The following is an 18,398-nucleotide window of genomic DNA, read 5'->3' on the forward strand; positions in this document are numbered from 1 at the left end:
GCTGATCATCCCGGTGGTATGGTTTGGCGGGAAGCCGCCACGTCGTTCGTTCATTAGCCTTGCATGGCCAGGCACTGCATATCCTGGCCCTTTAGGCGCTCGCACATGGCGTTGGCGGCACTGCGGTCACCAAAGCCGACGAAGCGGGCGCGGTAGAAGGTCTTGCCGTTCCGATCAAACGGTTCGACGAAGGAGCGGAAGTCGCCCAGAGAGCCAACCTTGCGGGCGGCATCAGAGAGCATGGTGCGTGCACCGTCTTCCGATGGACCTGCGCCGATCTGCACGATCCAGCCAGCGACTTGGGCAGAGCCCGTCTGTGCCGAAGCTGTATTGATTGGGTCGACGTTTGGCGTCTGGGTGTTCGAGCTGGTTGGGCCGATGCCGAGCGGTGCCGATGGCGTAGTCTGGCCAAGGGCCGATGGCGGCGCACCCAGCTTATAGGTGTCGCTCAGCCAAGCGCCGATCACGTCCGAATTGTAGTCCGGCACGCTTGGCGCTGCCAAAGCATTGGCTGCCTGTGCGGCTGGCACGAGGCCGAGGTCTGCAGGGGCAGGCGCTGGCATCGCAACTGAGACCGCGGGAGCTGGTGCCGATGCGACCGCAACTGCTGCCTGTGGCTGTGCACCATTGGCGGCAACAAGTGCAGCGAGGCGGAACTCAGGCATTGGCGTTGGCATGGCGAAGGTTGCCTTATGCTGCTGATTAGGCTGCGCCAGTGCGAACTGGGTGCTGCCCTGACGGCCAGGCACTGGAACCATAGCGGTCTGCAAGTAGCCGCCGGAACGGCCCTTGTTGAAATAGGTGTTGACCAGCTGGCGGACCTTCTCGTCGCGCGATGCGGCAGAGTTGAAGCCGAAAGCAATAACGACAACGTGGCGATCATCCTTGCGGGCTGCGGTCATCAGGTTCGAGCCAGCCGCATTGATGAAGCCGGTCTTGATGCCGTCCACAGCGCCCATGTAACCGAGAACGCGGTTGTGGTTGCCGTAGGTGCGCTTGCCGTAGGAGAACGAGCGGGTCTGGAAGAATTCGTAATAGTTCGGGAAGTGCTGGTAGACAGCAATCGCCAGAATAGCCTGATCGCGTACAGTGGTGACCTGACCGCCATCGGGAAGGCCCGAAGCGTTGCGATAGGTGGTGCTGCCCATGCCCAGAGCACGCGCAGTGGCGGTCATACGCTCAGCGAACTTGGCTTCAGTTCCCGAGATATGTTCCGCGATAACGCGCGACATGTCATTGGCCGAAAGGGTGACGAGAGACTTGATGGCGTCTTCCACCGAAATAGTGGCGCCAGCGCGCAGGCCGAGCTTAGTCGGAACGGCCGCAGCAGCATGACGGGACACGGTCATCTTGGAATTGAGCGAGAGATTGCCCGCCTGCAATTCTTGGAACAGGACGTAGAGCGTCATCACCTTCGCGACTGATGCCGGATAGCGACGAGAGTCAGCCTGATCTTCATATAGGATTTTGCCCGATTTCGCGTCGACCACGATACCGGCATATTTGCGTAGGTTTTCAATTGCATAGGTCGGCGCTGCAGCAGAAATGCTGACAGTTAGCGCAACGACAAAGGCAGCGGCTGCGCGGGCAATAATGCCGCGCCAAGGGGATTTTGCCAGGGAAGCCACCCGGTACTCCGTTTACTCACTCGGGCGAAAAATGCCCGTACGCAACACAACTAACGCGGCCGTCCAATCGGGGTTTGTCCCCCAAACCTGACTGAGCAGCCTTTTGTAAGCTACGGTGGGGCGGTTACGATTTCGTAAAATGCAAAGCTTTTTCACCGGCACTGTTGAATCAATGTCACGAGAGTTTTTCGGCAATGTGATGGGTGACGTGCCGCTTTGCTGTTTTGTCGCTTCAATGTGCGGCGAATTGAGCTATTCTATGGGCAAGTTTGAGCTGGGTTCTGCACTCTCGCCTGTTCGGGGTGGCCGAGCCCTTAACATGGGTCCATTCTTACCTACATAATGGGTCCAACCCGCTGCTTCGTTTTGTCTGGCGACAGTCTACTTTATGAAAACACTCTCTACGCAGATCCCTGTTTCCTTTTATTCCCAACGCTCTGCTGGGCCCGATGGGCCTTGGCTCGGGCCGAAGGATGATGGGGATGACCGATCGGGCGGAAACGACGCAGATTTCGAAACCGGGACGGTGACCAAAACGCGTCCCAAAACCAAGCGTCCGAACCTCTATCGGGTGCTGCTTCTCAACGACGACTACACGCCGATGGAATTCGTCGTTTCGGTGCTTCAGGACGTCTTCAACAAGTCACGAGAAGACGCCATGACCATCATGCTGCATGTTCACCAAAAGGGGGTCGGTGAGTGCGGCGTATATCCATACGAAGTGGCTGAAACCAAGGTCACTCGCGTCATGGATACGGCACGCAAAAACCAGCATCCGCTGCAATGCGTGATGGAAAAACAGTAGGAACATCATATGCCCTCATTCTCGCGCGGACTCGAAAAGGCCCTGCACCAGGCGATGAACCTTGCCCGTGAGCGCAACCATGAGTTCGCAACGCTTGAGCATCTGCTGCTGGCGTTGACCGACGATCGGGAAACCATCGCCGTTTTAACCGGCTGCGACGTCGATATTGATGCGCTCAAAAGCGACCTCGAAGATTTTATCAATGAAGAACTCGATAGCCTTGTCGTCCATAACGGCCAGGAAGCGCGCCCAACCGCTGCTTTTCAGCGCGTTATTCAGCGCGCGGTGATCCATGTTCAATCCTCCGGCCGCGAAGAGGTGACCGGTGCCAACGTGCTCGTGGCGATCTTCGCCGAGCGTGAAAGCCATGCTGCCTATTTCCTTGAGCAGCAGGACATGAGCCGCCTCGACGCCGTCAATTTCATCTCGCACGGCATCACCAAATCCGGCCCAAATGAAGATCGTCGCGTAAACGGCGCTGAAGATGGGGAAGGTGGCATCAACAACGCGCAGGAAGGCAAGAAGACTTCGGCGCTCCTCGAGTTCTGCGTTAACCTCAATGACAAGGCCAAGAAGGGCAAGATTGACCCGCTGATCGGCCGTGACGCTGAGCTGCGCCGCACCATTCAGGTTCTCTGCCGCCGCTCCAAGAACAACCCGCTCTATGTGGGCGATGCCGGGGTTGGTAAAACCGCCATCGCCGAAGGTCTCGCGCGCAAAATCGTCGAAGGCGATGTGCCTGACGTTCTCAAGGACGCCATCGTTTATTCGCTCGACATGGGCGCGCTGCTCGCTGGCACGCGCTATCGCGGTGACTTTGAAGAACGCCTCAAGCAGGTGATGAAGGAACTCGAAAAGCAGCCGGAAGCCGTGCTGTTTATCGACGAAATTCACACCATGATCGGCGCTGGCGCCACTTCGGGCGGCGCGCTCGATGCGTCCAATCTCCTCAAGCCAGCTCTGGCTTCCGGGGCGATCCGCTGCATCGGCTCGACCACCTATAAGGAATATCGCCAGTTCTTCGAAAAGGACCGCGCACTTGTCCGTCGTTTCCAAAAGATCGACGTCAACGAGCCAACCGTTCCTGATGCGATTGAGATCGTGAAGGGCCTGCGCCCTTACTTTGAAGAGTTCCACAAGCTCAAGTACACCGACGATGCCCTCAAGGCCGCCGTCGAGCTGAGCGCACGCTATATCAATGATCGCAAGCTGCCCGATAAGGCCATCGACGTGATCGACGAAACCGGCGCCAGCCAAAAGCTGCTGCCGGAAGGCGAGCGCAAGGAAATCATCGACGTCGAAGACATCGAAGCAACCATCGCGACCATCGCCCGCATTCCGCCTAAGACCGTTTCCAAGTCTGACGCGGAACTGCTTTCCGGTCTCGAAAAGAGCCTCAAGACCGTGGTCTTTGGCCAAGACAATGCCATCACCGCGCTCTCATCCGCCATTAAGCTGGCGCGTGCGGGCCTGCGCGAACCTGAAAAGCCAATCGGCTCTTATCTCTTCACCGGCCCGACCGGCGTGGGCAAGACCGAAGTGGCAAAGCAGCTCGCCGATACGCTTGGCGTTGAACTCCTGCGTTTCGACATGTCGGAATATATGGAGCGCCACACGGTCTCGCGCCTGATTGGTGCCCCTCCGGGCTATGTCGGCTTTGATCAGGGCGGCTTGCTCACCGATGGCGTTGATCAGCATCCGCATTGCGTCGTGCTGCTCGACGAAATCGAAAAGGCCCATCAGGACCTCTACAACATTCTGTTGCAGGTGATGGACCACGGCAAGCTCACGGACCACAACGGGAAGTCGGTCGACTTCCGCAACGTGATCCTGATCATGACCTCCAACGTGGGTGCGGCGGAACTCGCTCGTGCGCCCATCGGCTTTGGCCGCAAGCGCGAAGTGGGTGACGACGAGGAAGCGGTCAACCGCCAGTTCTCGCCAGAATTCCGCAACCGTCTGGACGCGATCATCTCGTTCGCGCCACTGCCGCGCGAAACTGTGCGTCGTGTGGTCGAAAAGTTCGTGCTCCAGCTCGAAGGCCAGCTGGCCGAACGCGGCGTGACCATCGACCTGACCCCAGAGGCCGCCGATTGGCTGGCGGAACACGGCTATGACGAACGCATGGGCGCGCGCCCCCTCGGACGCGTGATCCAAGAGCACGTCAAGAAGCCACTGGCCGATCAACTGCTGTTCGGCGAGCTGGTGAACGGTGGTTCTGTCACCGTGGCTGTGGTGGGTGAAGGCCGCGAAGCGAAGCTGGAACTGGTGGCCGTGCCCCCACGCCCCGCCAAGCCCAAAGCCCTGCCCAAGCCAAAGAAGCCAAAGGCAACGGCGAGCAAGGACAGCTAATATCCGCTGGATTTTAGTTGGTTGAACAAACAGAAGGCCCGGGGAAACCCGGGCCTTTTTGTCTAGTGCAAACCCTAGCTCAGTTTTCGTGCCAAGGGTCTATGACAGTGAGCCCTGCCGCTAGAAACGCGGCCTTATCGCGAGTGGCGACAGAGCAGTTTTGGGCGCTTGCGATAGCTGCGATATAGCCGTCAGGCGTTGGAAAACCCAAGCCTGCCTGTCGGGCAGAAACGGCTAAAGTGGCATAGTGCTGGGCTGCAATCGTATCGAAAGCCAACGTCCACCCAGCGAACAATTCGGATATCCCGTTGACTGCCTCAGTCAGCGCCGCCTTGCGCCGACCATCAGGCATCACCGCAACGCCGAACAAGAGTTCAGCTAAGGTGACGCTGGTGATGAAGGTTGATTGTGGGTCTTGCCTGTCGAGCCAGTTGACGACTTGTGATGATGGCGTTGGACGCAGTGCTTCGGAAACGACATTCGTATCCAGTACGATCATCGCAAGCTTATTGGCTCAGCGGCAGTTTTGGCCTTTTGCTCTAACGCGTCGACGTCGCCGTCCTCAAGCTCGGCATCACGGCCCAGCTTATAGAGTGCAGAACCCAATGGCACGGTTTTGGGCGCGTCGACGGCAGCGTCAAGGATGGAGCGGATCTCTGCTTCGGTGCTCCGGCCATTCTGCGCCGCACGCAAACGCAGTGCTTTATGCGTGTTTTCCGAAAGGTTTTGTATCGTCACTGCTGGCATCACGCGCTCCATCGGAAGGTGATAACGGCGTTAAATATAGTCGATCTGGCAGGGGTAGGGAAGGTCGGTGGTCTTTCGCGGCCCGGGCACGCTCCGCGTTGGATCATACTCTGCCATCACAACCTCGCATACCACTTCACCTCTCCCTCAGGGGGCTTCGAGCTGGCCGGAGGTAAAATCATCCCTGTGGGATGATTTTAGGTGAGAAGGCCATGAGAGCTATGCTCGAATGGCTTGGTCGGCTAAAGGCCGAGTGAGGGGGCCTTTGTGGGACTAGTGTAGTAGAGAGCCCCGCCGAATTGTCCCTGTTTCGGGTCCGCAACGGCGGCCCAGAGCGCTGTGACTTTTGGGACATTGCTGCGGCCCGCAACGGCAGAGGCGACGAGGCCGCCTTGGCTCCAACCGATGATGCCGATGTTGTCGGCGTCTACGGTGTCGAGCGTCTTGACGAAATCCAGCGCGGCAAGGCCATCGGCGATCTGGCCGGAATAGGTCGTGTCAGGGAATTCGCCATCGCTTTCGCCCGAATTCCGGAAGTCGATGCGCAGGCTCGCGATCCCCTCGGCGGCGAGCTTGTCGGCGGTATAGGTGAAAATGCCCTTGCCCACAGATGGGATTTCCAGCTCATCGCGGGAGCCGCCAAAGCCGTGGAACAGCAGAACCACAGGGGCAGGGTCGCCCTCGGGGGTGACGAGCGTGCCGACGACTTTCATGCCGTCGACCTCATATGAAACAATTTAGTTTCCGGCGCGGCGAAAGCGGTGCTGGTGAGCAGCAGGGCTAGGCCAAAGCCGAGTGCAATGCGTGATGCCATTTGCGTTCCCTCCGGGCCGGACTTTCCGGCCCTACAAGGAGGATAGTCACCAAATTCGCGGACGCGCAATGGCTCGATTACCCCCGCAGCGCAGACACTGCTTGGTGCTGACTGAGAAAAACCTCGCCGGACAAATCACGCAGAAAATCGGTGGATTTGAGCTTGTCCATAACCGGACCTTTCACCTCAGAGAGGTGCAAGTGAACACCCTGAGTGTCGAGGCGATGTTGGATCGCTTCGAGGCTTTCGAGGGCCGATAGGTCGATGAAATTCACCGCCGAACACATCAGCACCACATGCTTCACCCGGTCATTGCCCGCGACTTGATCGGTGATCAAATCCTCCAAAAAGCGCGCATTGGCGAAATAGAGGCTTTCGTCGACGCGGATAGAGAGGATTTCTGGATGCGTTTCCACCGTGTGGCGCTTGATATTGCGAAAATGTTCGGTGCCGGGCACTTGGCCGACCACAGCGGCGTGGGGCTTTGACGAACGGTAGAGAAAAATTAGGATTGAGGTGCCGACGCCAAGCGCGATGCCGGTTTCAACGCCGAGCAGAAGCGTTCCGATCAGCGTAATGGCGACAGCCGCAAAATCGGCCTTGGAATAGGCCCAGGCGCGTTTGAATACGGAGAAATCGACCAGTGTCAGCACCGCGATCACAATGGTCGCCGCCAGTGTTGCCTTGGGCAAAACGGCGAGGAAGGGCGTCAGCAGGAGTGTTGCGAGAGCAATGCCGATGGCCGTGAATGCACCCGCAGCCGGGGTGGCCGCGCCCGCATCAAAATTGACAACGGATCGCGCAAAGCCGCCGGTCACCGGATAGCCGCCACCAATACCTGCCGCCACATTGGCCATGCCGAGGCCAATTAATTCTTGATTGGGCGAGATGCGCTCGCGGCGCTTGGCAGCCAGCGTTTGGGCGACGGAGATGGTTTCTACAAATCCAACGATGGAAATGATCAGCGCCGGAACCAGCAGCTGTTGCACTGTGTCGAGCGAGAAGCTTGGAAGTGACAGCATGGGTAGGCCCTGCGGCACATCACCGACTAGGGCGACGCCCTTAGCGCCGAGATCGAAAATCACCGATAGCGCCATAGTCAGAAAGACCACAAACACCGGACCGGCGCGGACGATGACGTTTGCCACTCCTTTCGGTACATGGAGCCGCTTCAGCCAGTTTTTGAGATCGAAGCGGATCCAGAGCAAGAGCCCGAGCGAAAGCGCGCCGATGCCAAAGGTATAGAGATTGATCGCGCCAATGCTGCTCGCGATGGCGCTGAACAGGCGGGGCAGGGCGTGTCCACTGGTTGAAATGCCCAAGAGCCCGCCAAATTGGCTGGTCGCGATAATCAGGCCCGACGCGGTAATGAAACCTGAAATCACCGGATGGGACAGGAAATTCGCCAGAAAGCCGAGGCGGAATAGGCCCATCAACGTCAGCATCGCGCCTGACATCAGCGCTAGAATGATGGCGGCGCTGGCATAATCCGCCGTGCCTTCGGTCGCCACGCGACCGACCGCTGTCGCCGTCATCAGCGAGATCACGGCCACAGGCCCAACGGCCAGCGCCGAGGCGGTGCCGAAAATCGCATAGGCGATCAGCGGCAGGATCGAGGCATAAAGACCAACCTCCGGCGGCAGGCCCGCCAGTAGGGCATAGGCTAGCGACTGCGGAATGAGCATGATCGTGACGATCACCGCCGCGAGCACATCGCTGGTCAGGGTCTGGCGATTATATTTTCTACCCCAGTCAAGAATGGGGAGGTAGGATTGGAGGCGCACGCTGGGCTCCTGGCGGTTCAATCTGGCCCAGAGGCCGCAGAAATATTCGCGCGCTGGCGGGCCGAATGGAAGCCGACGTCTGGTGACAGAGCGTGTGGCGCGGTTTTCCGGCTCTCTCGCGCAGTATTTTCATTCGTATATACGCAATATCTAATATATAGCAAGCCTATTGTTGCGCCTTTGGGGCGCGATATGCCTTTGCCGGGCCACGCGTGGCGCCCAAAAGTGCCAGCCAAGTGCCAATGATAGGCCCATCGGTGCCACAGATGTTGAAAAGCTTTGAGAATTTTCTTGGGGCCGCTTTACAGGGGCAAATCACGCCCCTATACAGAGCGCACGTTGCGCCGAACGAGAGTTCGCAAGCGCTGCGGGAGTAGCTCAGTTGGTTAGAGCGCCGGCCTGTCACGCCGGAGGTCGCGGGTTCGAGCCCCGTCTCTCGCGCCATTTTCTCTCATGAAATTGTCGCATTTTGACACTCTCAGACGCAGTCTGTAGTGTTCTTGTCTTTCGCAATTCCAGCTCAATAGTGCCGCCGGGTAAGGGTGTTTGGCATGAGTTATGGACTTTCGGAGACCGGATGCTGAGCGTCAGTGCTGCCGATTTTGATTCAGTTTCCGCTTCGGACCTATATGCCGTTGTTCTGTGACGAGCTTGCTCATCCCTGTTGCGGCTGGATGAGGTAGCTTGGAATGCGGGATGTGGGTGTGGTCACGGATGCCTCGAGCACTTTTACGGTGCTGACGAGCGCTGCTTGGAGGTGGTGGAGCATTTCTTTCGCAGCGGTCGCGTCGTCTCCTTTGTAGAGTGCCTCTAGGATTTTGAGGTGCTGTTCGGCCGAGGGCAGTATTTCTTCGTCGTTGAGATAGCGCTCGAAGGTGAGATGCGTCGCGATCAGGGGCAGTTGGCTGCGCTCAATGATCTGGCGGAATTGGGCGTTTGAGCACGCTAGGACGATGTCGCGGTGTAGGTCGTTTTCGAGCAGGACGATTTCCGCCTCACTTGATGCCGTGCCACGCGCGACGAGTGACCGAGCTCTGTCCAAGCGGACCTTTATGTCCTCTTTTTCCAGTGACCTAGCGCCCTGAACCAAGGCGAGCGGCTCAAGCACCGAGCGCACTTCATAGTGTTCTTCAACATCGCGGACCGTGAGCCGCGGCACGTACCAGCGGCCATTGTTGCCCTGCTGCACGAGGCCGACGCGCTCAAGGCGTGTCAGCACTTCGTGGGCCACGGTGCGGCTGACGCCAAAAGTTTCCGCTAAGCTGGTGCCAACGATTTGGAAGGGGCCATAGGCCATGGAGGCGGCCACATCGCGCTCAACAAGCGGATAGAGACGGTCACGCCAGCCGCGTTGCTGCATTTCGTCGAGCTTGTCGGCCTCAAGCGATAATCCCGCTTCGAAGAGATCGAGCCGTAAAGGGATATTGGTCGTTGAGCCGACCAGAAATCCGCGACCATCAAAGCTGCAGATCAAGCCGTCTTGGGCCAGCTTTTCCAGAGCCGCTGCAGCAGGCGAGCGGCTGACACCGAAGGCTCGGGCAATCGCGGATTCTGTTAGCACCAGACCTTGGCTAAAAATGCCGCGCGTCAGGTGATCGTGCAGAACAGCGTAAATGGCATCGGAGCGTTTGCCGGGGGCCGTTGGGCGGCTATCGACCTGTGACGAGATTTCTATGGTCCTCAGCTTAGAGTGGGGCGATTTGGATTGCTTCTTCGAGGATGAGGTTTAGTCGACGTGAAAAACTTCTTCTGTCGATGCCCACCATTCGCCCGGCGCGCGCGTGGTCAGTGGTTCCTGCTTTGGTCCGCAGACCGCCCACCAGCGTTGCGTCTCTGGATCCTCCGCCATTTTGGCCATGTCTGCTTCATAGTCTGAGCCAACATACTCAAAATACGAGAACATCAAATTCTCCGGCTCGCGCAGGAAAATCGAATAATTGGTGATGTTGCAGGCTTCAATTTTGGCCAGCACGCCGGGCCAAACCGCGGCATGGAGCGCCTTATACTCTGCAATCTCTTCTGGCTTGACGCCAATGACCGAGCCAACGCGTTTCATAGCGCAGCCTCCAGACGATAAATCCGCTTGGCATTGCCGTTGAACAGTTTTGCGCGATCGCTTTCCGTTGCGCTGGCGGTGATGGCGAGCGATGCCTCCAGCCAGCGTTCCAAACTGCCGTTGAGCAGCAGCACCGGATGGTCCGAGCCCCAGACAACGCGATCCCAGCCGAAAACCTCGATGAGGTGTTCGACATAGGGTTTGAGGGTTTCAGTGCTCCATCCCGGCGCTGCGTTAACAGCAATGCCGGAAACTTTCGCTGCAACATTGGGCAGGCTGGCGATCTTCTTTAGCCCCACGCTCCAGCTCTTAAAGCCCTCATTGGCGATATCGGGATTGCCACAATGGTCGAGCACAAACTGCACTTTTGGAGCCGAGGCCGCGAGCTCATAGGCGAGATGCAATTGGTTGGCCCGCACGCAGAGATCAAAGCTCAACTCCGCCTCTGCCAAGAGCCGCACATTCTCCACGAACTGCGAACTCTCGCTCAGCTCATCGGGCATGGTGTGCAAAATTCGGCGCACGCCTTTGACGTGGGGCAGGGCTTGTAGTGCCTGAACATGTTTGGCGAAATCCGCATGTTCCGGCCGTCCTGCGGCAATCGCCCCGATCACGCGCGGATGTGTGGTCGCCATAAACTCGGCTTCGGCGAGCATTTGCCCTTCGGCAACATCTGCCTCCATATGCAGCGCCGCGACGATGCCCAGCTTTTCCGCCGTCGCAAAATACTCATCGGCCGTCCACGCACGATCTATCGCCGGATAATTGGCCAGCCAGGGCACATCAAATTGCGGGCGGTAGACCAGATGCAAATGGGTATCGATGATCTGCATGGTTCCTCCTAACCGAGCAAATGGCGTGCTGGATTAGACAGCGGCTTGGCCAGCAAGTCGAGATTCTTCTTGAGATTTGAAAGCTCTGCACCGCCTAGCAGCACACTCGCGACGACGTCCTTGGGTCTTGTTAGCGCAAATTGCAGCGCTGCATGGGCCAGCTCGGTCTCCTCCGCTGCAAAACGGCGTTCGAGCTCTGCGTCCTGCTGCAATACATCCGGCGGCGCCGGCGCATAGTCAAACCAAGCACCCGGTTTCGGCCCAACGGCCAAAATGCCCGAATTGAACACGCCGCCCAGCACCAGCTTTGTCCCTTTTTCCCGACACAGCGGCACCAGTTCCGCCTCTGCTTTGCGGTCGAGCAAAGTCCAGCGCCCCGCCAGCAGGATCACGTCCAGCGCATGATCTTTTAGCAGTTCAAGGCACACTGCCGTTTCATTGACGCCCAGCCCATAGGCGCCGATGAGGCCCTTGGCTTTCAGCTCCGCCAGATAGGGTAGCCCGCTTTCTAGAAGGTCCCGCATATGGGCCGGATTGTGCTCCGCCCCGAGCATGTAAGTGCCAATATCATGCACGAGCACAATATCGATCTTCTCAAGCCCCAATCGCTCTCGACTGCCTCGAAGGCTCTTTTCTATTCCGGCGGCCGTATAGTCGTAGTGCACATCATTGGGCAGTGGATCGATAAATCCATAGGCCTCGGCGCGCTGTGGGCCGGGCGTCAATACCCGTCCCACCTTGGTCGAAACCGCAAACTGATCGCGCGGCTTGCCCGCCAAAAACTGTCCCAAGCGCGCCTCGGATCGCCCACTGCCATAGCGCGGTGCGGTGTCGAAATAACGAATGCCTCGATCCCACGCGAGCTGCAAAACCTGTTGTGCCTGCTCATCGCTAATCGCAACTTCTAGGTTGCCGATTGACGCGCAGCCCATTGATATTTCGCTCACTTCGACCCCGGTCGAGCCAATGCTGCGCCTGTTCATTCCCGCCCCCTAACGCACAATGATATGCGTGCCTTCGCTGGTCTGCTTCTTGATGGCATCCCAATCCCAATCAATCCCCAGCCCCGGCTCCTCCGAGGGCACGGCGCGCCCATTGCGGATCATCATGCCGGTATGGGTCAGGCCATCGAGCTGCGGAATATATTCGACCCACCGACCATTCGGCACAGCCGAGCACAGCGACACATGGAGCTCCATCAGAAAGTGCGGGCTGACCGCGACGTTAAACGTCTCCGCCAGATGCGCCACCTTCAGCCAGGGCGTGATCCCGCCGACACGCGCCACATCGACCTGCACGATGGAGCACGCACGACGCTGCAAATATTCCCGGAAATGGGAGGGGTGATAAATCGACTCTCCCACGGCAATGGGCAGTGTGGTCGATGCGGAAAGCCGCTGGTGCCCATCCAGATCTTCGGCGGGCAGGGGCTCTTCATACCAGCCAAGATCAAGCGGCTCATAGAGCCGCGCGCGACGTATGGCTTCGTCAACGCTCGCGCCCTGATTGCCATCGACCATGATCTCGAAATCGGCTCCTAGCGCATCCCGTACCGCCGTCAACCGCTTGACGTCTTCTTGCGGCGGACGCCCGACCTTGATTTTAGAGCCGCCAAAGCCGGCCTCTTTAGCGCGCAGCGCGTCTTCGATGAGTTCAGAAGGCTCGATGTGCAGCCAGCCGCCCTCGGTGGTGTAAAGCGGCACGGAGCGCTGCGCGCCCCCGGCCTCTTTATAGAGCGGTCGGTTTGCCCTGCGACAGCGCATATCCCACAGCGCGGTATCGATTGCCGCCAAAGCCAAGGCAGTAATCGCGCCCACGGCAGTCGCGTGGGTATGGAAGAAGAGCTTTTTCCAAATCTCTTCGATCATCTCCGGGTCATGCCCAATGATCTGTGGCGCTAGGTGCCGGGCAATCAGATCAACGATGGCATGGCCGCCGTTGCCGATGGTGTAGCTGTATCCGGTGCCAACCAAGCCGTCGTCGGAATAAATCCGGACAATGGGCGTCTCTTGGCTCACAAAACTCTGAATGGCATCGGTCCGTTTCACCTTCGGCACCAGATCGACCATCAGCACCTCAATGCGATCGATTTTGCTCATGCGAGCACCTCCTCCGGCGATGTTTCGGAATTGTGGATGGCAGCAATGATTTGGCTGCTCATATTTTTGTAGATGTGGTCGTTCTTGTACTGACCGGCGATGGCAAAATCCTTCATCACTACGATGTGGTCAGCCAGCGCGATCATTTCCGGCATATCGCTCGATATGACGATTGTGGTCATGCCGCTATCGGCCAGTTCCACGATCAGCTCGTGAATATAGGCCTTGGTTTTGATGTCGATCCCGACGGTGGGCTCATCAATAATCAGGATGTCGACTTCAGCCGCCAGCCATTTGGCCAGCTGCACTTTCTGCTGATTTCCGCCGGATAAATTGCCCACCAATTGCTCTAAGCTTGGTGTACGAATTTCTAGCCGCGCGGCTAGAGGTTTGGCCGCCGCCGTTTCTGCACCTGCATGAAGGAAACCCAAGGCATTGGCCAGGCGTCGCCAGATGGTTACAGCGATATTGGAGCGGATCGGGTGCGAGAGGATCAGTCCTTCGCTTTTTCTGTCTTCGCTGAGATAGCCAATACGATGCCGGGTGAGAGCGTCTTCGACGGATGAAATCTGGACCGGCTTGCCATCAATTTTGACGACGCCTTTGGTAATCTTAGCGTCAACAATCAAGGCCCGAGCCAGCTCCGATCTACCTGCACCAACAAGGCCGTAAAGGCCAACGATCTCGCCTTTCTTGACGTAAAGCGTAATGTCCTTATGGCCTAGGCTCGTTGAGAGGCTTTGCAGTAAGAGCTTGGTTGGAGTGTTCTCGGGTAGGTTACGGTTTTTATAGTCCGTCTCCTTCTCTTCGCGCCCAATCATCAGGGACACCAGCTTGCCGCGTGTCATCTCCGACATAGGCTCGCTACTGGCCGCAATTTTGCCGTCACGTAGAACAGTCACACGATCGCAAATGGCAAAAACTTCTTCCAGTTTGTGGCTGACAAAGACAATAGCGACGCCCCGATCTCGCAATTGCCGCAATAGGGCGAACAGGGCGTCGGCCTCCGTTTCGCTGATCGAGGCGGTTGGCTCGTCTAGCAGCAAGACCTGCGCTTCGTGGCGCAGCGCCTTCGCTATTTCGACAATCTGCATCTGCGCTACGGAAAGGTTCCGCACCTGCGTATGGGTGTCGATTGGTAACCCAATGCGATCGAGATATTTGCGCGCTTCTGCATGCGCCGCCGCATAATCGACGAGCCCGTTTTTGCGCGGCAAATGCTCGAGCACAATGTTTTCGGCCACACTAAACCGAGGGATCAGATTGCGCTCTTGGTGCACCGCCGAGATACCGTGGGCAATGGCGTCGCGCGGTGAGTGTAGCTCAATCGGCTTGCCGTTGAGCAGCACACGTCCACTGTCAGGTCGGTGAACGCCCGTGATGATTTTGATCAGCGTTGACTTGCCGGCGCCATTCTCGCCCATAAGGGCGTGAATTTCGCCCGGACGAAGGTCGAGTGAGACGGTGTCGAGCGCTTTAACACCCGGAAAGGCTTTGGTTGCGCCTTCAATTGACAGCACCATTTCAGTCGCCCCCTGTCCGAATGGCTCGGAGCCGATTGATCCCAACCGCTCCGAGAATGAGCGCACCGAGAATAAACTGGACCCAATATGGGTCGACCTTGACCAGCACCATGCCGTTCTCGATCAGCGCAATCAGCACTACGGCGAGCAAGGTGCCGATGATGGAGATATGCCCGCCCGACAGCGACGCACCGCCGATGATCGGCGCGGCAAAGGAGATGATCAGCCAGTTGGAGCCAATAGTTGGTTGCGCTGATCCAAGCTGTGCAACCGCCAGGACGGCCGCCACCGCTGCTAGGAGGCCCGACAGTGTATGAGCCTTGATGATCGTGCGCGGCAGCGAAATGCCCGAGAGCTGGGCGGCATTGGCATTGCCACCAACCGCCAACATGTGTCGCCCCGTTGGTACACGCGAAAAGAACAGCGCCAGTAATCCGGTGACGATCAGCGGCACAATCAGCAGCAGAGGCAAAATGCCGATACGGCCAGTACCAAAAGACACGAATTCAGCAGGCAAATTGTAGAACGGAATTGAGCGGGTAATGCCAAGATTGATGCCCGCGAAAGCCGAGCCGGTGGCCAGAGTGACGATAAAGCCGTTGATGCCGGTCCGCACGGTCAGCCAACCATTGATAAATCCGGCGAGGCCGCCAACGGCAATCGCCGCCGGCACTGCCAGAACGACTGGCACACCCAGCGCATCCATAAGCCCGCCTACCGTGATGGCGACGAGGCCGCCGAGCGACCCGATAGCCAAGTTCATCTGGCCCACACCCAGCGTCACCATCTGCGCATAGGCAACGAGTAGCGCCACGCAAAAACTGCGCATGAGAACGAAAAGATTGAATTCCGTCAGAAATGACGGTGCGGCGATAGCGAGCCCGACCATGCCCACCAGAATGGCGAGCAGAATGCCCGACCACTCCACCTGCAAAACGCGATTGAAAGAAGTCATGCGCGGCGCACCTGTCGTTTGAGCGCTTGGCTGGCGCGATAGCGTTCGAGCAGCACCGCCGAAAGCAGGATCACACCGAGGAAAAGTTGCAGCCAGAAATTGCCCACCTGCAGCACTAACAGCCCACTGCGAATAGTGCTGACCAGAGCCGCGCCGAGCATGGTGCCGATAACCGAGACCATGCCGCCAGCCAGTGCTGTTCCGCCAAGTACAGGCGCGAGGAACGACGGCAGCAGCCAATCATCGCCGCCAACTGAAGGCATGGCTGCGCCAAGGCGCGAGGTCAGCATGATCCCCGCCGCTGCCGCCAGCACGCCAGAGAGTGCGTGTGAGATGATAAAGGTCCGGCCGGTATTGATCCCCGACATTTGCGCCGCCCGCGTATTGGCCCCCGTCGCCAGGATTTCCCGGCCAAGTCGGGTGAAGCGATAAAGGACGAAAAGCAACGCGCCGATGGCCATTGCGACCCATAAGAGCGAGGGCAGGGTGAGAAAGCTCGACTTGCCAAACTCGCCGACGCTGACGGGCAGGGCATTGTACGGCACCGCCTTGGTCAGGATCAGCATGCCGCCCGAAAAGAGGCTGGCGCTGGCAAGGGTGACGATGAAACTGTTCACCCCGGTTTTGACAATCGTAAAACCGTTGACCCACCCCAGCGCCGCTCCGCCGAGCAGGGCGCCTGCCAAAGCAATCGGTATCGGCAGGCCGAGGGTTTGTAGGAGAAAGCCGGTGAGCATCACCGCGCAGACACCAATGGCTCCCACCGAGAGGTTCATTCCACCTGTGGCCAGCACCGCCATTTGCGCAAAGCCAATGACGATATCGACCGCAAGGGAGCGCCCCAGCGAATTGAGATTGAAACGCGAGAGAAATCCCGGCGCGAGACTTGAAAAGATGATCCAAAACGCAGCGACGATGACAAACAGGCCCAGTTGTGTTGAGCCTTTGCCCAAAAAGTCCAGCAGCGAGCGGCGCGGGGTCAGCGCGCTATCAGTGGCGGTCATGGCAATAATCCGGAAAGGCGATGCCGCACCGACAACGGAGCGGCATCGCGTCAAGGCCTAGTTGCAGGTCAGATACTTGTCCTTGAAGCCCGACTGGATTTCCGTGGTCAGTGCCTTGAGGTCGTTCTGGTAGGCGTCAATATTGGCCGCCGAAATCACCAGGGTTCCGGAGTCTATGAACTTGGCTGTCTGTGGGGTTGTCACAAACGGCGCATCGGCCTTCACCGTGCAGCTGCCCGAGGCCAACAGGTCGAGCACATAGGCGCTGATATAGGCCTGACCATAGGGGTTCTGGGCCATGGTTCCGGCAACAAAGCCGTCACGGATCGCATCGAGAACAATTGGGTCATCGTCAATACCGACGAACTTGATCCGCTTGTCACCCAGATTGCGCAGCGCTGTCGAGGATACGACCGAGGGGATATAAGCGGTTGCAATCATGCCACCGATTTCATCCTTTTGCGCGGCCAGTAGGGCGTTGATTTTTTGGTCCGCAGCTTCCTGCGCATCGGTATCCGCAACGGTCTGCAGGAGCGTCACCGCGCCATTGGTTTCATCAACCGCCTTTTGCACAGCATCGCTGCGCAGTGTGGTGTTTGGGTCGACCAGCAGGCCAGCAAGATGCACGATCGCGCCCTTGCCACCCATGGCCTCAATCAATGCCTTGGTGCCAAGGTAAGCCGATTGATACACGTCCGTCCCGAAGCAGAACTCGACCTGTGTTGGGTCCTGAGCGCAACCCGCGACGGCGAGCGAGGGGATGCCATTGTCCTTGAGTTCGGCAACGGTCGAATTGATCCCAACCGCATCACCGGGGAAAATACCGAACCCGGTGTAACCCTGCGCGGCGAGGCTTTCGAGCAGCTCGGTCTGCAGCTCCAGCTTCCAATCCGATGGAACTTTGAATTCCACAGTGGCAATGCCAAAATCTTTGGCTGCATCGGCCGCTGCCTGTTCCCATGGCGTGAAGTATGGGTGCGGGCCGCCCGAAATGATAGCGATCTTATTATCGGACGCCGAACCAGCCACTGGCGTCAGAGCCGTGGCGACAACCAGCGATGCAGCAACAAGGCTGCTCAAACGAAATGTCATGTGATCCTCCCAGATCGCGACGTCAGAGCTCCTCCTCCTCGCCGCTTGTCACAATAGCTAACATTAAGTGTATTTGGTATGCAATATGCGTTTAGGAGCGAGGCATCTGGTTTGGCTATGCACCATGCAGCTTAGTTCCGAGAGAGTTGCACACGAGCCAGAGCAAACAGCGGGCCGCCGCCAAATCACATTCGGCAACATGAGTCGCTTCTGTTTGCGATGAACTATTGGTGTGTGTCGATCAGAATGTATTTGTCAAGGAATTGTGCAATTACTCAATTCCTTGTCTCTGTGATATTATTTCAGAGATTGAATGCTTGCCTTAAGGGGGTCGTCATTAAGCAAAAATAATTAGTATTCGCGCGGTACTTCTGTAAATGATATTTTATGGCGATGCCTGTAGTTAACTTTGTATTTGCGTTATTGGTTCTTCCTCCTTCATTACCGTTAATTCCTCCTTGCTTTACCAAGTTGGCGCAGGAGGGTTGGGAGATGACCAATGCACGTCGCTAGCCGAACGCTCATTCGCATTTGTAGGCTTGCATCCACCGGCATCCTTTCAATGCTGACCTGTTGTGTCTCGACCAGTCAGGGATACGCGCAATCCGCCTGCCAACCCCAAACTGGATCGCTCAGTATTACCATTGGTTCGTGTTCTGATCGGGATGTCACGCGGGAGAAAACATCCGGCTCAGGTGCCGTCGTC

General features: G+C 57.9%; 16 protein-coding genes and 1 tRNA gene. 3 read left to right on the plus strand and 14 right to left on the minus strand.

The annotated features are described in order from the left end of the window. Positions 1 to 53: 53 nt before the first annotated feature. Positions 54 to 1,628 (minus strand): SPOR domain-containing protein, encoded by a 1,575-nt coding sequence (locus HKD40_RS00600; RefSeq protein WP_169193782.1) that lies wholly within the window; start codon positions 1,626 to 1,628, stop codon positions 54 to 56. A 388-nt stretch (positions 1,629 to 2,016) separates the two neighbouring features. Between HKD40_RS00600 and clpS the strand changes: the two genes are divergently transcribed. Together clpS and clpA are read left to right on the plus strand one after the other, a co-directional pair. After that, positions 2,017 to 2,433: an ATP-dependent Clp protease adapter ClpS gene (clpS, locus tag HKD40_RS00605; protein WP_169193783.1), complete on the plus strand. Its 417-nt coding sequence runs from the start codon at positions 2,017 to 2,019 to the stop codon at positions 2,431 to 2,433. A 9-nt stretch (positions 2,434 to 2,442) separates the two neighbouring features. After that, the gene (gene clpA / locus HKD40_RS00610; protein ID WP_169193784.1) at positions 2,443 to 4,785 is read left to right on the plus strand and encodes an ATP-dependent Clp protease ATP-binding subunit ClpA; all 2,343 of its coding nucleotides are present in this window, start codon (positions 2,443 to 2,445) and stop codon (positions 4,783 to 4,785) included. Positions 4,786 to 4,864: 79 nt separating this feature from the next. On the opposite strand, the gene HKD40_RS00615 is transcribed toward clpA, so the two are convergent. From HKD40_RS00615 to sulP, 4 genes are all read right to left on the minus strand, one after another. Then, positions 4,865 to 5,284 (minus strand): type II toxin-antitoxin system VapC family toxin, encoded by a 420-nt coding sequence (locus HKD40_RS00615; RefSeq protein WP_169193785.1) that lies wholly within the window; start codon positions 5,282 to 5,284, stop codon positions 4,865 to 4,867. Then, positions 5,281 to 5,532, minus strand: a complete 252-nt coding sequence (locus tag HKD40_RS00620; protein ID WP_169193786.1) for a plasmid stabilization protein — start codon at positions 5,530 to 5,532, stop codon at positions 5,281 to 5,283. Before HKD40_RS00620 ends, HKD40_RS00615 begins: the two co-directional genes overlap by 4 nt. Positions 5,533 to 5,774: 242 nt before the next feature. After that, positions 5,775 to 6,245, minus strand: a complete 471-nt coding sequence (locus HKD40_RS00625; protein WP_169193787.1) for an alpha/beta fold hydrolase — start codon at positions 6,243 to 6,245, stop codon at positions 5,775 to 5,777. A gap of 178 nt (positions 6,246 to 6,423) precedes the next feature. Next, positions 6,424 to 8,130: a sulfate permease gene (sulP, locus tag HKD40_RS00630; protein ID WP_169193788.1), complete on the minus strand. Its 1,707-nt coding sequence runs from the start codon at positions 8,128 to 8,130 to the stop codon at positions 6,424 to 6,426. Positions 8,131 to 8,497: 367 nt separating this feature from the next. Here sulP and HKD40_RS00635 point away from each other — a divergent pair. Beyond that, positions 8,498 to 8,574, plus strand: a tRNA-Asp gene (locus HKD40_RS00635). 211 nt (positions 8,575 to 8,785) lie between these two features. Here the strand turns inward: HKD40_RS00635 and HKD40_RS00640 are convergent. Genes HKD40_RS00640 through HKD40_RS00680 form a run of 9 tightly spaced genes read right to left on the minus strand, consistent with a single transcriptional unit; the run spans position 8,786 to position 17,692 of the window. Next, complete coding sequence (locus HKD40_RS00640; RefSeq protein ID WP_282567870.1) at positions 8,786 to 9,814, minus strand: GntR family transcriptional regulator; 1,029 nt, start codon at positions 9,812 to 9,814, stop codon at positions 8,786 to 8,788. A gap of 42 nt (positions 9,815 to 9,856) precedes the next feature. Further along, on the minus strand, positions 9,857 to 10,186 hold the full coding sequence (locus HKD40_RS00645; RefSeq protein WP_169193790.1) for an L-rhamnose mutarotase: 330 nt from the start codon (positions 10,184 to 10,186) through the stop codon (positions 9,857 to 9,859). Further along, positions 10,183 to 11,019, minus strand: coding sequence for an amidohydrolase family protein (locus HKD40_RS00650; protein ID WP_169193791.1), 837 nt, complete (start codon positions 11,017 to 11,019; stop codon positions 10,183 to 10,185). Before HKD40_RS00650 ends, HKD40_RS00645 begins: the two co-directional genes overlap by 4 nt. 8 nt (positions 11,020 to 11,027) lie before the next feature. Further along, positions 11,028 to 12,002, minus strand: a complete 975-nt coding sequence (locus tag HKD40_RS00655; RefSeq protein ID WP_169193792.1) for an aldo/keto reductase — start codon at positions 12,000 to 12,002, stop codon at positions 11,028 to 11,030. Between the two features lie 9 nt (positions 12,003 to 12,011). Further along, a complete protein-coding gene (locus HKD40_RS00660; RefSeq protein WP_169193793.1) occupies positions 12,012 to 13,118 on the minus strand; it encodes a mandelate racemase/muconate lactonizing enzyme family protein in 1,107 nt (368 codons plus the stop codon). Then, positions 13,115 to 14,641: a sugar ABC transporter ATP-binding protein gene (locus HKD40_RS00665; RefSeq protein ID WP_169193794.1), complete on the minus strand. Its 1,527-nt coding sequence runs from the start codon at positions 14,639 to 14,641 to the stop codon at positions 13,115 to 13,117. The genes HKD40_RS00660 and HKD40_RS00665 overlap by 4 nt, the downstream gene beginning before the upstream one ends. 1 nt (position 14,642) lies before the next feature. After that, positions 14,643 to 15,596, minus strand: a complete 954-nt coding sequence (locus tag HKD40_RS00670; RefSeq protein ID WP_169193795.1) for an ABC transporter permease — start codon at positions 15,594 to 15,596, stop codon at positions 14,643 to 14,645. Then, entirely contained in the window at positions 15,593 to 16,600 is a 1,008-nt protein-coding gene (locus HKD40_RS00675; protein WP_169193796.1) for an ABC transporter permease, read from the minus strand. Before HKD40_RS00675 ends, HKD40_RS00670 begins: the two co-directional genes overlap by 4 nt. A gap of 57 nt (positions 16,601 to 16,657) precedes the next feature. After that, the gene (locus HKD40_RS00680) at positions 16,658 to 17,692 is read right to left on the minus strand and encodes a sugar ABC transporter substrate-binding protein (RefSeq protein WP_210256985.1); all 1,035 of its coding nucleotides are present in this window, start codon (positions 17,690 to 17,692) and stop codon (positions 16,658 to 16,660) included. Between the last annotated feature and the right edge of the window lie 706 nt (positions 17,693 to 18,398).

The sequence above is a fragment of the Devosia sp. MC1541 genome, from assembly GCF_012847305.1.
In the GTDB taxonomy this organism is placed as follows: domain Bacteria; phylum Pseudomonadota; class Alphaproteobacteria; order Rhizobiales; family Devosiaceae; genus Devosia.

What these genes read in the sequence shown, in the direction of transcription:
- clpS (WP_169193783.1), top strand. Translation starts at nt 2,017, where the DNA reads ATGAAAACACTCTCTACGCAGATCCCTGTTTCCTTTTATTCCCAACGC.
- clpA (WP_169193784.1), top strand. Translation starts at nt 2,443, where the DNA reads ATGCCCTCATTCTCGCGCGGACTCGAAAAGGCCCTGCACCAGGCGATG.
- HKD40_RS00615 (WP_169193785.1), bottom strand. Translation starts at nt 5,284, where the DNA reads ATGATCGTACTGGATACGAATGTCGTTTCCGAAGCACTGCGTCCAACG.
- HKD40_RS00620 (WP_169193786.1), bottom strand. Translation starts at nt 5,532, where the DNA reads ATGCCAGCAGTGACGATACAAAACCTTTCGGAAAACACGCATAAAGCA.
- HKD40_RS00625 (WP_169193787.1), bottom strand. Translation starts at nt 6,245, where the DNA reads ATGAAAGTCGTCGGCACGCTCGTCACCCCCGAGGGCGACCCTGCCCCT.
- HKD40_RS00645 (WP_169193790.1), bottom strand. Translation starts at nt 10,186, where the DNA reads ATGAAACGCGTTGGCTCGGTCATTGGCGTCAAGCCAGAAGAGATTGCA.
- HKD40_RS00650 (WP_169193791.1), bottom strand. Translation starts at nt 11,019, where the DNA reads ATGCAGATCATCGATACCCATTTGCATCTGGTCTACCGCCCGCAATTT.
- HKD40_RS00655 (WP_169193792.1), bottom strand. Translation starts at nt 12,002, where the DNA reads ATGAACAGGCGCAGCATTGGCTCGACCGGGGTCGAAGTGAGCGAAATA.
- HKD40_RS00660 (WP_169193793.1), bottom strand. Translation starts at nt 13,118, where the DNA reads ATGAGCAAAATCGATCGCATTGAGGTGCTGATGGTCGATCTGGTGCCG.
- HKD40_RS00665 (WP_169193794.1), bottom strand. Translation starts at nt 14,641, where the DNA reads ATGGTGCTGTCAATTGAAGGCGCAACCAAAGCCTTTCCGGGTGTTAAA.
- HKD40_RS00670 (WP_169193795.1), bottom strand. Translation starts at nt 15,596, where the DNA reads ATGACTTCTTTCAATCGCGTTTTGCAGGTGGAGTGGTCGGGCATTCTG.
- HKD40_RS00675 (WP_169193796.1), bottom strand. Translation starts at nt 16,600, where the DNA reads ATGACCGCCACTGATAGCGCGCTGACCCCGCGCCGCTCGCTGCTGGAC.
- HKD40_RS00680 (WP_210256985.1), bottom strand. Translation starts at nt 17,692, where the DNA reads ATGACATTTCGTTTGAGCAGCCTTGTTGCTGCATCGCTGGTTGTCGCC.